Source organism: Pseudomonas sp. A1230 (assembly GCF_044218825.1).
Lineage (GTDB): Bacteria > Pseudomonadota > Gammaproteobacteria > Pseudomonadales > Pseudomonadaceae > Aquipseudomonas > Aquipseudomonas iridis.
The window spans coordinates 3540889-3555982 of sequence record NZ_CP162582.1; the positions used below are offsets into that span (position 1 = coordinate 3540889).

Genomic DNA, 15094 nt, shown 5'->3' on the forward strand with positions numbered 1-15094 from the left:
CGGTTTTCTTGATCATTCGGACCAGTTGATTCAGGTCACTCGTTGTAGATAAAACAAAATATTGCCACTAAAAAGGCTTGTTTTCTATTTTTATGCGAATAATCTTGTAATTCCAACAACAAAACGACGGCGGCGCTGTTCCATGACTCTTCGAATTGCAATCAATGGTTTTGGCCGCATCGGCCGTAATGTCCTGCGCGCACTGTATACCCAAGGCTATCGACAGGATCTGCAGATTGTCGCCATCAACGATCTGGGCGACAGCTCGATCAATGCGCATCTGCTCAAATACGACACCGTTCATGGCACGTTCGACGCCGAAGTGGCGCATGACAACGAAAGCCTGACCGTCAACGGCGACCGCATTGCGGTGAGCGCCATTCGCAACCCGGCCGAGCTGCCATGGGCTGCGGAAAAAATCGATGTAGTGTTCGAATGCACCGGTCTGTTTACCGACCGTGCCAAAGCCGCTGCGCATATTACTGCCGGCGCGCGCAAAGTGATCATCTCGGCCCCGGCCAAAGGTGCCGATGCCACCGTCGTTTACGGTGTGAACCACGATATTCTGCGCCAGTCGCACCAGATCATCTCCAACGCCTCGTGCACCACCAACTGCCTGGCACCGGTGGCGCAAGTGCTGCACCGCGAACTGGGCATCGAAAGCGGTCTGATGACCACGATCCACGCTTACACCAACGATCAGAACCTGACCGACGTCTACCACACCGACCCGTACCGCGCGCGTTCGGCCACGCAGAACATGATCCCGAGCAAGACCGGCGCCGCTGAAGCAGTGGGCCTGGTGCTGCCGGAACTGGCGGGCAAACTGACCGGCATGGCCGTGCGGGTGCCGGTGATCAATGTGTCGCTGGTGGATTTAACCGTGCAGTTGAAGAAAGAGGTCACTGCCGAAGAAGTCAACGCTTTGCTGAAAGCGGCGAGTCAGCACTCGAAAATTCTTGGTTACAACACGTTGCCGCTGGTTTCCAGCGACTTCAACCACAACCCGCTGTCGTCGATCTTCGACGCCAACCACACCAAATCCAGCGGCAAACTGCTGAAAGTGCTGGCCTGGTACGACAACGAGTGGGGCTTCTCCAACCGCATGCTGGATAACTGCCTGGCGCTGTGTAACGCCGAGTAATTACCCGCCCCGCCCCTGATCCCTGTGGGAGCTGGCTTGCCAGCGATGAGGCAGGCACATCCAACATGGATATTGCCTGGCCCATCGCCATCGCTGGCAAGCCAGCTCCCACAAGGTCGGTTATTCCAATTCAAAATCAATACTTGACCATTCAGCTAGATGATAAGCATTATCATTCGCTTGAAATGGATCAGGTCCTCCCGTGAGTCAATCGCGCTTCAACCACGTCTTCCTCACCCAGCGCATGTCTTTGCTGCGTACGCTGGAACGGATGGTCAACAATCACAGCACCGCTGAAGACCTGCTGCAGGAGACCTATCTGCGCGTGGCACGGGCGCTGAACGAGCGGGCCATCGATCACCTCGAACCCTTTGTCTTCCAGACCGCGCGCAATCTTGCGCTCGATCATCTGCGTGCGCGCAAGATCCATTCGCGAACCATGGTCGATGACGTGCCGCAAGAAATTGTGCACAGCATCGCCGCCCCGGCCAGTAGCGCCGAAGACGCCGCCCACGCCGAACAAATGCTGGAGCGCTTGAACGTGAGTCTCAGTCAACTCAGCCCGCGCCAGCAGCAGATCTTCATCCTCAGCCGCCTGCACGGGCACAGTTATCAGGAAATCGCGCAAGAACTGAGCGTGTCCCTCAGCACCGTGCAGAAAGAACTCAAACTGATCATGAGCATTTGCATCGGCGTCGCCGAACGACACGACAGCAGCGGCAAGCTGTAAGCTTCACGCCCCAAGTAAAAACGAAAAGCAGTTCACGCGTCTGGCTTGCAGCTTGCAGCTTGAAACTTGAAACTGCTTCGCCAGAAGCCCGAGGAAACACCGTGACGGACACCCATCGCTCGCCTTCGCCCTCATCGGCGCAGGATGCCGCACTGGCAATGGACCAGGCCCTGGACTGGCTCATCGTGCTCGGCAGCCCGGATGAGGAGCAGACCCGGCAGTTCCATGCCTGGCTGGCAGCGGATCCGTTGAATGCCGAGGCGTTCGCCAAGGCTCAGGCGATCTGGGACGGTCCGCAAATCGCCCAGTGCGCGCAAAACCTGGCGTTGAACCCCGCGAAAGTCACCTTCCTCCAGCGCCTGCGTCCACACTGGAAACCGCTGGCCACCGCCGCCGTTCTGGTGCTTGGTCTGTTCAGTTTCAGCAACCTGCCGATGCGGTTGCAGGCCGATCACCTGACCGTGGTCGGCGAACGTCAGCGCTTGCAACTGGAGGACGGTTCGCAGGTCCTGCTCAACACCAACTCGGCGTTCTCCAGCACCATCGATGATCAGCAGCGCGTCGCGCGGTTGTATCAGGGCGAAGCGTTTTTCGAGGTCGCAGCCAATCGCACTCAACCGCTGGAAATTGATGCCGGCCCGGTCAAGGCCAGCGTGCGCGACACCGCGTTCGCCGTGCGCTATCTGGACGGGATCGCGCAGGTCAATGTGCAGCGTGGCGATGTCGATTTGCGCGCCACCCACAACGATGCGCGGATGCGCCTGTCTGCCGGGGAAAGTATCCGCATCGGCCCCAACGGTTTCGATCGCCCGGCCAAACTCGACGCGGCCACCGAACTGGCGTGGGTGCAAGGTCGACTGGTGTTCGAGAATTGCCCGCTGAATCAGGTGCTGGCCGAATTGCGCCGTTACTATCCAGGCTGGATCATCAACAACAATGAGCAGTTGGCCGACGTTGCCGTGACCGGCAATTACCGCCTCGATCAGCCGCTCGACGTGGTGCGTTCTCTCGCGCACATCACCTCGGCGCGTTTGCAGGAATTCCCGGCGCTGGTCATCTTGAACTAAATGAGAATTATTTTTACTCGATAGCGTGAGCGCGTTCGTCTAGTTATAGCCAATGCAATTGATTCGCATCCTCGGATGAGAATCAGCAACTATAAAGATTCGTGCGACACGGAGCGCTATCGATGTCCCTTCGCCTTACCCGCCAGACTTCTTCCCCTTCCCGCGTATTGTCGCTGCTGACCGCGGCCATCCTCATGGCCGGCACCGCGCCGCTGATGGCTGCGACCGAGCAACCGGCACGCAACATGGGTGATTACTCTTTCTCCATCAGTCAGCAGCCGCTGGTGTCGGCGCTCAACGCTTTCACCACCGTGACGGGTTGGCAGATCGGCTTGCCGGCAGAACTGGGTCAGGGCATATCGTCGCCGGGTGTGCGCGGGTCACTGCCACCGGAAGAAGCTCTGGAGCGTCTGTTGGTGGGGACCAACCTGAGCTTCCGCAAGCTGAGCAACAACAACGTCGTGCTGGAGAAGCGCAGCAGCAGCGGCGCACTGAATCTGGATCAGGTGACCATCAGCGCCACCCGCCAGGAACAGTCGGTGAACAGCGTGCCAAGCACCGTCACCGTGCACACCCGTGAAGAACTCGATCGCAACAACGTCAACTCCATCAAGGATCTGGTGCGCTATGAGCCAGGCGTGTCTGTCGGCGGCGCCGGTCAGCGTGGCGGCATCAGCGGCTACAACATCCGCGGCATCGACGGCGACCGCATCCTGACTCAGGTTGACGGCGTCGAAGTGCCGGACGGTTTCTTCAACGGTCCGTACGCCAAGACTCAGCGCAATTACGTCGACCCGGAAATCGTCAAACGCGTCGAGATTCTCCGTGGCCCGGCGTCGGTGCTGTACGGCAGCAACGCCATTGGCGGCGCCGTCAGCTATTACACGCTCGATCCGGACGACATCATCAAGCCTGGCAACGATGTTGGCGCGCGCCTGAAAACCGGTTACAGCTCCGCCGATGAGAGCTGGCTGAAATCCGCCACCGTCGCCGGCCGTGCCGATCAATTCGACGGTTTGCTGCACTACAGCCAGCGCGACGGTCACGAAACCGACTCCTACGGTAGCCACAACGGCACCGGCCTTGAGCGCACCGCCGCTAACCCGGAAGACGTCAAGGCGAGCAACGTGCTGGCCAAGATCGGCTGGAACTACAGCGAAGATTCGCGCCTGGGCCTGACTTACGAAAAGTACAAGGATGATCGCGACACCGATCAGAAAAGCGCGTACGGCGGCCCGTACTTCAATGGCGCGCCAACCATCCCCAACAGCGTATTGCCCGGCGGCATGTACCAGTGGCGCACCGGCAACGACACCATTACCCGTGAGCGTTTCGGCCTTGAACACCGCTTCGCGCTCGACAGCTTGCTGGTGGACAACGTCAAGTGGAGCCTCAACCACCAGATCGCCAAGACAGACCAGAGCACCGAAGAGTATTACTACCCCATCACCCGAAAAGTACTGCGCACCCGCGATACCGATTACGAAGAAAAACAGTGGGTATTCGACGCGCAACTGGACAAGGCTTTTGCCATCGGTGACACCGATCACGTCCTGACCTACGGCACCACCATCAAGCAACAGAAAGTCACCGGTTCGCGCAGCGGCGACGGCAAGTGCCTGGCGGTTGGCCGTGGCTGTACCGCGATCGGCGCGACCAGTACCGCTGACGTGTTGGTGAAGGCCACCGACTTCCCGGATCCGACCATCAACACCTACAGCCTGTTCGCCCAGGATCAGATCAGCTGGAATGACTGGACCTTCCTGCCAGGCCTGCGCTACGACTACACCCAGCTCAAGCCGAAAATCACTCAGGAGTTCCTCAATACCGTGGCGGCCGATGGCCAAGGCACGGTCAGCGACAAGAACAAGACCTGGCACAAAGTCTCGCCAAAATTCGGCCTGACCTACGCCCTGAGCGAAAACTACACCTGGTACGGTCAATACGCCGAAGGTTTCCGCACGCCCACCGCGAAAGCCCTGTACGGCCGCTTCGAGAACGGCACCACCGGTTACCACGTCGCGCCGAACCCGGACCTGGAACCGGAAAAAAGCAAAAGCTACGAAACCGGCCTGCGCGGTAACTTCGAGCATGGCTCATTCGATGTGGCGGTGTTCTATAACAAGTACCGCGACTTCATCAACGAAGACGCGGTGTCACCGGGTTACAACGAGCTGACTTTCCAGTCGAGCAACATCAAGCACGCGACCATCAAGGGTGCTGAAGTCAAAGGTCGTCTGAACCTTGACGCGTTCGGCGCACCGCAGGGCCTCTACACCCAAGGCTCGATTGCCTATGCCTACGGTCGCAACAACGACAGCGGCGAGCCGCTCAACAGCGTTAACCCGCTGACCGGTGTGTTCGGTTTGGGCTACGACCAGGACAACTACGGCGGCCTGCTGAGCTGGACCGTGGTGAAGAAGAAAGATCGCGTCGACGACAGCAACTTCAAGTCGCCGGACGGCGTCAGCAGCCAGTTCAAGTCGCCGGGGTTCGGCATTCTTGATATGACCGGGTTCTACAAAGTCACCAACGACGTCACCGTCAGCGGCGGCATTTACAACCTGACCGACAAGAAATACTGGCTGTGGGATGACGTGCGCGGTTACGACAGCGTCGGCGAAGCTTCGGTGACGCAACCGGCCAACCTTGATCGCCTGACCCAACCGGGTCGCAACTTCGCGATCAATCTGATCTGGGACATCTGACCCCATCCACCTCACTGCGCGTGTTCAAGCACCGCGCCGTGAGGCTTTTTTTACTGTCCGGCGCTTGCCCGTTCGTCTTGTTATCAAGCGCCTCATTTATCAAGGACACGTCATGACCTCTTCGGAAAAAGCCCTGCGTTCACAACGCCTGAACCAGATCACCCACGAGCCGCACAGCAAACTCGACACATTGGTCAAAGCCCATGCGCCGTTTGAAACCCGCGCCAACTTTGCCCGTTTCGTGGTCGCGCAATACCTGTTCCAGTCGGAACTGGTTGAGCTCTACAACGATGCCGAACTGATCAGGATCGTCCCCGACCTGCCCGCCCGTTGCCGCGCCGACGCGGCGAAGGCCGACCTGGCAGATCTCGACACCGAAGTGCCGGGCCCGGTCGCCGGTGCGGTGAAGAATCCGAGCAAGGCGCGTGCACTGGGTTGGATCTTTGTTTCTGAAGGTTCGAAGCTCGGTGCTGCGTTCCTGATCAAACGCGCCGTGGCGCTGGAGCTGAGTGAAACCTTTGGCGCCCGTCATCTGGGCGAGCCTGAAGGTGGCCGTGCTGAAGGCTGGAAGCGCTTTGTGCGTACTCTCGACTCGCTGCAGTTCAGCGCTGAAGAAGAGGCTGAAGTCGAGCAAGGCGCGCTCGATGCGTTCAACCGCTTCACCGTGCTGCTGGAACAGGCTTACGCCACAGAAGCCGAAATGGCCTGATACCCGACACGCCACAAAACCCTGTGGGAGCTGGCTTGCCAGCGATGAGGGCTGGTCAGTCTCCATTTATGTTGCCTGACCCACTGCTATCGCTGGCAAGCCAGCTACCACAGGGAACAACGCAAGTCTGTAAGATCCCCATCTCGCCTCACAGCAATCCCGAGCCCATGCCGCAACCAGCCTCCTCCAAACTCGCCCGCCTGCTGTTCGGTCTGTTGGCCTATGTCAGCCTCGGCATCGGCCTGATCGCTATTGTCGTACCCGGATTGCCGACCACCGAGTTCATCCTCCTCGCCGCCTGGGCGGCCACCCGCAGTTCGCCGCGCCTGAGTGCCTGGCTGGAAAATCATCGGCTGTTCGGGCCAATTCTGAGTAACTGGCGCAACGGCAAGATCATCGCGCGCAAGGCCAAAGTCAGCGCCACGGTGAGCATGTTGCTGTGTGCGACGTTGATGCTGGTGATGCTCGATCACGGCTGGCCGATCTATCTGGCAATGGCCGGGATGGGGTTGGGCAATCTGTGGATCTGGTCGCGGCCCGAGTCCCGCACAAATCCTTCCTGATACAACGCACTGCGTCTCACAGCTGAAACATCCCTGTAATTAATCCCCTTTTCAGCACATTCCCCGGCGCAAACGTTTAGCGCTGACCGTCCGTCGGCAAACACCTCATGCGCTCTCGTTCCACGCCGATGAGCATTGAATGGCGCTGAATGGATTTGGCGATTCGGGTACCTCGTACCCACAGCCCCCCGTTTATTCATTCGCGAGATCGCCCTATGTTCGACTCTCTTTCCATTCGCCTGAAAATCGTTCTGCTCTCCGGCCTGTGCCTGCTCGGTGTGGTTGCGCTGATCGTCGGCATGAACATTTACCAGACCAACCAGAACGACGAACTAGTCAGCCATTCCAGCAGCAAGATGCTCACGGCCAGTGTGCAAGATTTGCTGCAGGCCAAAGCCGCCGAACAGGCGGTGCGGGTGCAGAAAACCTTCGGCGAAAGCCTGTTGGTGATCACCGCCCTCGCTGACCAGATCAGGGACATGCGCGTGATGGCTGCCAAGCGTTCGCTGGACGCCGGGGCCCTGCGTGAAGAGTTGAACCTGAGCCTGAAAACCGCCTTCGAACGCAACGATAAAGTGCTCGGCATCTGGCTCGCTTTCGAACCCGATGGCCTCGATGGCAAGGACAGCGAGTTCGTCAACGACGCCGCGCGTCAGTCCAACGAAGCCGGGCGTTTCGCCACCTACTGGAGCCGCTCCGGTGGCGCATCACTCAACACGATCATGGTCGAAGAGGACCTGACCAAAACTACCCTAAGCCTCAACGGTACGCCCTATAACAGCTGGTATACCTGCCCTCGCGACAGCAAGCGCACCTGCTTGCTCGACCCGTATTCAGACACCGTGGGCACCAAGGAAATGCTCATGACGACCATTTCCGTGCCATTGATCGTCGACGGTAAAACCATCGGTGTCGCTGGCATCGATATCGCCCTCGATGCCTTGCAAGGAGCGGCCATCGAGTCGCAGCGCGACCTGTTCAACCACGCCGGGCACATGCTGATCGTTTCAGGCAGCGGCGTGTTGGCAGCCGACAGTTCTGACGCGGCCAAGGTCGGCAAAAAGATCAGCGACACCCTCGGTGCCGATGGCAATGAAGTGCTGCAACTGCTTAGCAGCGCAACGCCGAAAATCCTTGAACAGGGCGACCTGATCCGGGCGGTGTATCCGGTCGATCCGATTGGCAACTCGCGCGCTTGGGGCGTGGTCATCGACCTGCCCAAACAAGTGCTGCTGGCCGACTCGGTCAAGCTGCAAGCGGTGCTCCACGAAGCACAGCAAACCGGTGTGATCACTGCGCTGGCAGTGGCTGTGGTCGCGGGTCTGATTGGCCTGCTGCTGATATGGCTCACCGCTTCCGGCGTCACTCGTCCCATCAACAGCGTCGCCGAGATGCTGAAAAACATCGCCAGCGGTGAAGGTGATCTGACCCAACGCCTGAACTACAGCAAGAAGGATGAACTGGGCGAACTGGTGAACTGGTTCAACCGCTTCCTCGACAAGCTGCAACCGACCATCGCCCAGATCAAACAGAGCATCACCGAGGCTCGCGGCACTGCCGACCAGTCTTCGGAAATCGCCCGTCAGACCAGCGAAGGCATGCAGGTGCAGTTCCGCGAAATCGACCAGGTCGCCACCGCGTCCAACGAAATGAGCGCCACCGCCCACGATGTCGCCAACAGCGCATCGAACGCGGCCAACGCCGCGAAAGGTGCCGACCAGTCAGCCAAGGACGGCATGTCGATCATCGAGCGCAGCACCCGCGACATCAATCAACTGGCCGATGAAGTCAGCAAAGCGGTGACCGAAGTCGAGGCACTGGCGGTCAACAGCGAGCAGATCGGTTCGGTACTGGAAGTGATCCGCAGCATCGCCGAACAGACCAACCTGCTGGCGCTCAACGCCGCCATCGAAGCCGCCCGCGCCGGTGAAAGCGGTCGCGGTTTTGCTGTGGTCGCAGATGAAGTGCGCAACCTGGCCAAGCGTACGCAGGATTCGGTGGAAGAAATTCGCATCGTCATCGAGAAGATTCAGACCGGCACTCGCGGCGTGGTTGCAACCATGCATTCGAGCCAGACCCAGGCGCACAACAACGCCGGGCAGATCCGCCAGGCCGTGGATGCGCTGGGCAAGATCAGTGATGCGGTAACCGTGATCAGTGACATGAACCTGCAAATCGCCAGCGCCGCCGAACAGCAGAGCGCAGTGGCTGAAGAGGTTAACCGCAACGTCTCGGCGATTCGTACGGTGACTGAAACCTTGACCGGGCAAGCCACGGAGTCGGCGGCGATCAGCAGCCAGCTCAATGCGCTGGCCAGTCAGCAGATGAAGTTGATGGATCAGTTCCGCGTCTAGTGGATCACCTCAATTCCCTGTGAGAGCTGGCTTGCCAGCGATGACGGCGGGTCAGTTGATACAGGGGTCGACTGACGCACCGCTATCGCTGGCAAGCCAGCTCCCACAGGGTCAAAGGCTCCCTCTCCCTCCGGGAGAGAGCTGGGGTGAGGGGAGCGTTCTCAAAGCGACAACAGACCGCTGTACAACCCATAAGCCGCCAACCCCGCGCCAATGATCACGCAGGTAAAAATACCTTTCTCGACCGTGGTGAACAGCGGCTCGCCCTGCTCATGTTTGGCTTTGGCAAACAGGATCACCCCCGGCGCATACAGCAACGCCGACAGCAGCAGATATTTCATCCCGCCGGCATACAACAACCACACCGCATAACTCAGGGCGATGCCGCCGATCAGCAGATCTTTGGTGCGCTCGGCCGAGGCATGTTCGTAGGTTTCGCCGCGTCCGCTCAATAACACCGCGTAGGCCGCCGACCACAGGTACGGCACCAGAATCATTGATGACGCCAGATAAATCAGGCTGGTGTAAGTGCCGGCGGAATACAGCGTGATCAGCAGGAATATCTGAATCATCACGTTGGTCAGCCACAACGCGTTGACCGGCACATGGTTGGCGTTTTCCTTTTTCAGGAACGCCGGCATGGTTTTGTCACGGGCCGTGGCGAAAAGGATTTCGGCACAGAGCAACGCCCACGACAGCAACGCCCCGAGCAGCGAGATCGCCAAACCGATGCTGATCGCCAGCGCCCCCCACGGCCCGACGATGTGCTCAAGCACCGCCGCCAGCGACGGGTTCTGCAGGTTGGCCAGTTCCGGCTGGCTCATGATCCCCAGTGACAACACGTTGACCAGCACCAGTAGCGCCAGTACGCCGATGAATCCAATCACCGTGGCACGCCCGACATCGCTGCGTTTTTCCGCTCGCGCCGAGTACACGCTGGCGCCCTCGATGCCGATAAAGACGAACACCGTCACCAGCATCATGTTGCGCACCTGATCCATCACCCCGCCGAAACTCGGGTTGCTGCGGCCCCAGATGTCGCGGGTAAAGATGTCAGCCTTGAACGCCAGCGCGGCGATGACGATAAACATGATCAGCGGCACGATCTTGGCCACGGTGGTCACCTGGTTGATGAACGCCGCTTCCTTGATCCCGCGCATCACCAGAAAGTGCACAGCCCACAGCAGCACCGACGCGCAGCCAATGGCGATCGGCGTATTGCCTTGGCCGAATACCGGAAAGAAATAACCGAGGGTGCTGAACAGCAGAACGAAGTAACCGACGTTGCCCAGCCATGCGCTGATCCAGTAACCCCAGGCCGACGAGAAGCCCATGTAGTCGCCAAACCCTGCCTTGGCGTAGGCATAGACGCCGGAATCCAGCTCGGGCTTGCGATTGGCCAGGGTTTGAAACACGAAGGCCAGGGTCAGCATACCGATGGCAGTAATCCCCCAACCGATCAGGATCGCCCCCGCATCGGCGCGTGCCGCCATGTTCTGCGGCAGCGAGAAAATTCCGCCGCCAATCATCGACCCCACCACCAGGGCGATCAACGCACCAAGGCGCAGCTTTTGCGTCGGTTGCGACATTCCAGTCTCCCTCTAATGTGGTGAGCGATTATTTATAAGAACAATTAATTAGATGAATAAAACAGGATGACGCCTATCAGTTAAAGCCAATAAATATATAGCGGATAAAGCTAATGCCTACCACGTTAAGACAGTTTTGTGCGCTGATCCTGATAAATCAATTCTGTACTGAAAACAGAAGGGAAAAATTTGCCAAACCCGGAAAAAGAACTAGCGTCATAACTCGAAAGTAATAATAGCCATTCCCAACCACATCGCGAAAACCCTTCTAGAACGGGCCTTGCAGACGGTCGCTTTATGCCTGAAGCGATTCCCTAAGTCATTCATTAACAATGGAATGTGACCATGAACTGATCTATGTCAGCTATTTGAACAGACAACGGAACTACGCTGTGATCTCTTCCTGCAATGGAGTCATGCAATGTCTGAAGCTCCCGGAAAACTAAGACTCGGCGCACTGGTTGCATTAGTCGTCGGCTCAATGATCGGTGGCGGGATATTCTCCTTGCCACAAAACATGGCCGCCAGTGCCGACGTCGGCGCGGTATTGATCGGTTGGGCGATCACCGCTGTCGGCATGCTCACCCTCGCTTTTGTCTTCCAAACCCTCGCCAATCGCAAGCCTGACCTGGACGGCGGTGTCTACGCCTACGCCAAGGCCGGATTCGGCGATTACATGGGTTTCTCTTCCGCCTGGGGCTACTGGATCAGTGCATGGCTGGGCAACGTCGGTTACTTCGTTCTGCTGTTCAGCACCCTGGGGTATTTCTTCCCGATTTTCGGTGAAGGCAACACGGTTGCTGCGGTCATTGGTGCTTCGATTCTGTTGTGGGCGGTGCATTTCCTGGTACTTCGCGGGATCAAGGAAGCGGCGTTCATCAACCTCGTGACCACCGTCGCCAAAGTCGTGCCGCTGGTGCTGTTTGTATTGATCGCCGTCTTCGCCTTCAAACTGGACATCTTCACCGCCGACATCTGGGGCCTGAAAAACCCGGATCTGGGCAGCGTGATGAACCAGGTACGCAACATGATGCTGGTCACTGTGTGGGTGTTCATCGGCATCGAGGGCGCGAGCATTTTCTCGGCCCGCGCTGAAAAACGCTCCGACGTGGGTAAAGCCACCGTGATCGGCTTCATCACCGTGCTGCTGTTTTTGATGCTGGTGAACGTGCTGTCGCTGGGCATCATGACTCAGCCAGAACTGGCCAAATTGCAGAACCCGTCGATGGCGGCCGTGCTTGAGCACGTGGTCGGTCCGTGGGGCGCAGCGCTGATCAGCGTCGGTCTGATCATCTCGCTGCTGGGGGCGCTGCTGTCGTGGGTGCTGCTGTGTGCGGAGATCATGTTCGCCGCCGCCAAAGACCACACCATGCCGGAGTTTCTGCGCAAGGAAAACGCCAACCACGTACCGGTCAACGCCCTGTGGCTGACCAACGCGATGGTGCAGATTTTCCTGATCATCACCCTGTTCTCGGCCAGCACTTACCTGTCGCTGATCTACCTCGCCACGTCGATGATTCTGGTGCCCTATCTGTGGTCGGCCGCCTACGCCCTGCTGCTGGCAGTGCGCGGCGAAAGCTATGAAGGTTTCGCGGCCGAGCGGCGCAAGGATCTGATCATCGGCGGCATTGCCCTGATCTATGCGGTGTGGCTGCTGTACGCCGGTGGCGTGAAGTACCTGCTGCTCTCGGCCCTGCTCTATGCGCCCGGCGCGATCCTGTTCGCCAAGGCCAAGCTCGAACTCAAACAACCGGTTTTCACCAACGTCGAGAAGCTGATTTTCGCCGCAGTGGTCGTAGGCGCCCTGGTGGCTGCCTACGGACTGTATGACGGCTTCCTGACTCTGTAATTGCCAAACGTTTTATCTCTGGAGGATCACTGCAATGACCACGGAAAAAGTTAAGTACGGCGTCCATTCCGAAGCCGGCAAACTGCGCAAAGTCATGGTTTGCTCCCCAGGTCTGGCCCATCAGCGGCTGACCCCGAACAACTGCGATGAATTACTGTTCGACGATGTGCTGTGGGTTGCCCAGGCCAAGCGCGACCACTTCGACTTCGTCACCAAGATGCGTGAGCGCGGGATCGACGTGCTGGAAATGCACAACCTGCTGACCGACATCGTCGCCATTCCCGAAGCGCTGGACTGGATTCTCGATCGCAAGGTCACCGCCGATTCGGTCGGCCTGGGCCTGATCAGCGAAGTGAAGTCCTGGCTGAAAAGCCTTGAGCCACGGCACATCGCCGAATTCCTGATTGGCGGCGTGTCCGCCGATGATCTGCCGGACAGCTTCGGCGGCAAGATCATTCAGATGTATCGCGATTTCCTCGGCCACTCCAGCTTCATTTTGCCGCCGCTGCCGAACACTCAGTTCACCCGCGACACCACGTGCTGGATCTACGGCGGCGTGACGCTGAACCCGATGTACTGGCCGGCGCGTCGCCAGGAGACCCTGCTGACCACCGCCATCTACAAATTCCACCCGCAGTTCACCAACGCCGAATTCGAGATCTGGTACGGCGACCCGGACAAGGACCACGGCAACTCCACCCTTGAGGGCGGCGACGTCATGCCAATCGGCAACGGAGTGGTGTTGATCGGCATGGGCGAGCGCTCATCCCGTCAGGCCATCGGTCAATTGGCGCTGAATCTGTTCAAGAACAAAGCCGTGGAGAAAGTCATCGTTGCCGGCCTGCCGAAGTCTCGCGCCGCGATGCACCTGGACACCGTGTTCAGCTTCTGCGACCGCGACCTCGTGACGATTTTCCCGGAAGTGGTCAACCAGATCGTCGCGTTCACCCTGCGACCTGATGAAAGCAAACAGGGCGGCATCGACATTCGCCGCGAAGAAACCAGCTTCCTCGACACCGTCGCGGCCGCGCTCAATCTCAAAGCGCTGCGCGTGGTGGAAACCGGCGGCAACAGCTTCGCCGCCGAACGCGAGCAATGGGACGACGGCAACAACGTGGTGGCCGTGGAACCGGGCGTGGTCATCGGCTACGACCGCAACACCTACACCAACACCCTGCTGCGCAAGGCAGGCGTGGAGGTCATCACCATCAGCGCCGGTGAATTGGGCCGTGGCCGTGGCGGCGGCCACTGCATGACCTGCCCGATCATCCGCGATCCAATCGATTACTAAACCTCTGAGCCCTGGCCGGCACTTACAACGTGCGGCCAGGGGGATAACCGATACCGAAGGAGATCCATCATGGCTTTTAATATGCGTAACCGCAGTTTGCTGAGCTTGATGCACCACACCACTCGCGAACTGAATTACCTGATCGACCTGTCCCGCGACCTCAAACGCGCCAAGTACACCGGCACCGAGCGTCCACACCTGCAAGGCAAGAACATCGCGCTGATCTTCGAAAAAACCTCGACCCGCACCCGTTGCGCGTTCGAAGTCGCGGCCCACGATCAGGGTGCTCACGTCACCTACATCGACCCGGTGTCGTCCCAGATCGGCCACAAAGAAAGCATGAAAGACACCGCCCGCGTCCTCGGCCGGATGTTCGACGCCATCGAGTACCGTGGCTTTGAACAGGAAATCGTCGAAGAGCTGGCCAAGTACGCCGGCGTCCCGGTGTTCAACGGCCTGACCGCTGAATTCCACCCGACGCAAATGATCGCTGACGTGCTGACCATGCGCGAACACAGCGACAAGCCGATGCATGACATCAGCTACGCCTACCTCGGCGACGCCCGCTACAACATGGGCAACTCGCTGCTGATGATCGGCGCCAAACTCGGCATGGACGTGCGTATCGCTGCGCCGAAAGCCCTGTGGCCACACGCTGACTTCATCGCTCAATGCAAAGAGTTCGCCGAAGAAAGCGGCGCGCGCATCACCATCACCGAAGACCCGAAAGAAGCGGTCAAGGGTGTCGACTTCATCCACACCGACATCTGGGTGTCGATGGGTGAACCGGTAGAAGCGTGGGACGAGCGCATCGAGCAACTGCTGCCGTACCAGGTCAACACGCAGATGATGAAAGCCTCCGGTAATCCACGGGTGAAATTCATGCACTGCCTGCCGGCGTTCCACAACAGCGAAACCAAGGTGGGCAAAGACATCGCCGCGCGCTATCCGCACCTGGCCAATGGCGTCGAAGTAACGGAAGAAGTCTTCGAATCCCCGGCCAACATCGCCTTCGAGCAAGCGGAAAACCGCATGCACACGATCAAGGCGATTATCGTGTCGGCGTTGGCGGATATCTAAAAGCCTGACG

General features: G+C 58.8%; 10 protein-coding genes and 2 pseudogenes. 11 read left to right on the forward strand and 1 reads right to left on the reverse strand.

What is annotated here, in order from left to right; genetic code table 11:
- The first annotated feature begins 142 nt into the window (after positions 1-142).
- From gap to AB4P97_RS16700, 8 genes and pseudogenes are all read left to right on the forward strand, one after another.
- Positions 143-1144 carry a type I glyceraldehyde-3-phosphate dehydrogenase gene (gene gap / locus AB4P97_RS16665; protein ID WP_395601365.1) on the forward strand — a complete coding sequence of 334 codons (1002 nt, stop codon included), beginning with the start codon at positions 143-145 and terminating at the stop codon, positions 1142-1144.
- Between the two features lie 202 nt (positions 1145-1346).
- Positions 1347-1874, forward strand: coding sequence for an RNA polymerase sigma factor (locus AB4P97_RS16670; protein ID WP_047300151.1), 528 nt, complete (start codon positions 1347-1349; stop codon positions 1872-1874).
- Positions 1875-1975: 101 nt separating this feature from the next.
- Positions 1976-2941 (forward strand): FecR domain-containing protein, encoded by a 966-nt coding sequence (locus tag AB4P97_RS16675; RefSeq protein ID WP_200612277.1) that lies wholly within the window; start codon positions 1976-1978, stop codon positions 2939-2941.
- A gap of 122 nt (positions 2942-3063) precedes the next feature.
- Positions 3064-5649, forward strand: a complete 2586-nt coding sequence (locus tag AB4P97_RS16680; RefSeq protein ID WP_395601366.1) for a TonB-dependent receptor — start codon at positions 3064-3066, stop codon at positions 5647-5649.
- A gap of 112 nt (positions 5650-5761) precedes the next feature.
- The gene (locus tag AB4P97_RS16685; RefSeq protein WP_042560616.1) at positions 5762-6358 is read left to right on the forward strand and encodes a biliverdin-producing heme oxygenase; all 597 of its coding nucleotides are present in this window, start codon (positions 5762-5764) and stop codon (positions 6356-6358) included.
- 167 nt (positions 6359-6525) lie between these two features.
- On the forward strand, positions 6526-6921 hold the full coding sequence (locus AB4P97_RS16690; RefSeq protein WP_042560617.1) for a YbaN family protein: 396 nt from the start codon (positions 6526-6528) through the stop codon (positions 6919-6921).
- A gap of 488 nt (positions 6922-7409) precedes the next feature.
- Positions 7410-8369: pseudogene (locus AB4P97_RS16695) on the forward strand (cache domain-containing protein); the annotation flags it as partial.
- 378 nt (positions 8370-8747) lie between these two features.
- Positions 8748-9275 (forward strand): annotated as a pseudogene (locus AB4P97_RS16700) (methyl-accepting chemotaxis protein); the annotation flags it as partial.
- A gap of 161 nt (positions 9276-9436) precedes the next feature.
- Here the strand turns inward: AB4P97_RS16700 and arcD (AB4P97_RS16705) are convergent.
- Positions 9437-10864 (reverse strand): arginine-ornithine antiporter, encoded by a 1428-nt coding sequence (gene arcD / locus AB4P97_RS16705; protein WP_210703344.1) that lies wholly within the window; start codon positions 10862-10864, stop codon positions 9437-9439.
- 421 nt (positions 10865-11285) lie between these two features.
- Here arcD (AB4P97_RS16705) and arcD (AB4P97_RS16710) point away from each other — a divergent pair, with 421 nt between their 5' ends.
- From arcD (AB4P97_RS16710) to AB4P97_RS16720, 3 genes are all read left to right on the forward strand, one after another.
- Entirely contained in the window at positions 11286-12713 is a 1428-nt protein-coding gene (gene arcD, locus AB4P97_RS16710; RefSeq protein WP_042560620.1) for an arginine-ornithine antiporter, read from the forward strand.
- A 34-nt stretch (positions 12714-12747) separates the two neighbouring features.
- Positions 12748-14004, forward strand: a complete 1257-nt coding sequence (gene arcA, locus AB4P97_RS16715) for an arginine deiminase (protein ID WP_042560621.1) — start codon at positions 12748-12750, stop codon at positions 14002-14004.
- 69 nt (positions 14005-14073) lie between these two features.
- Entirely contained in the window at positions 14074-15084 is a 1011-nt protein-coding gene (locus AB4P97_RS16720) for an ornithine carbamoyltransferase (RefSeq protein ID WP_042560622.1), read from the forward strand.
- Positions 15085-15094: the final 10 nt, after the last annotated feature.

Excerpts from the sequence above, each read along its gene's own strand:
- gap (WP_395601365.1), top strand. The coding sequence starts at position 143 with ATGACTCTTCGAATTGCAATCAATGGTTTTGGCCGCATCGGCCGTAAT.
- AB4P97_RS16680 (WP_395601366.1), top strand. The coding sequence starts at position 3,064 with ATGTCCCTTCGCCTTACCCGCCAGACTTCTTCCCCTTCCCGCGTATTG.
- AB4P97_RS16685 (WP_042560616.1), top strand. The coding sequence starts at position 5,762 with ATGACCTCTTCGGAAAAAGCCCTGCGTTCACAACGCCTGAACCAGATC.
- AB4P97_RS16690 (WP_042560617.1), top strand. The coding sequence starts at position 6,526 with ATGCCGCAACCAGCCTCCTCCAAACTCGCCCGCCTGCTGTTCGGTCTG.
- arcD (WP_210703344.1), bottom strand. The coding sequence starts at position 10,864 with ATGTCGCAACCGACGCAAAAGCTGCGCCTTGGTGCGTTGATCGCCCTG.
- arcD (WP_042560620.1), top strand. The coding sequence starts at position 11,286 with ATGTCTGAAGCTCCCGGAAAACTAAGACTCGGCGCACTGGTTGCATTA.
- arcA (WP_042560621.1), top strand. The coding sequence starts at position 12,748 with ATGACCACGGAAAAAGTTAAGTACGGCGTCCATTCCGAAGCCGGCAAA.
- AB4P97_RS16720 (WP_042560622.1), top strand. The coding sequence starts at position 14,074 with ATGGCTTTTAATATGCGTAACCGCAGTTTGCTGAGCTTGATGCACCAC.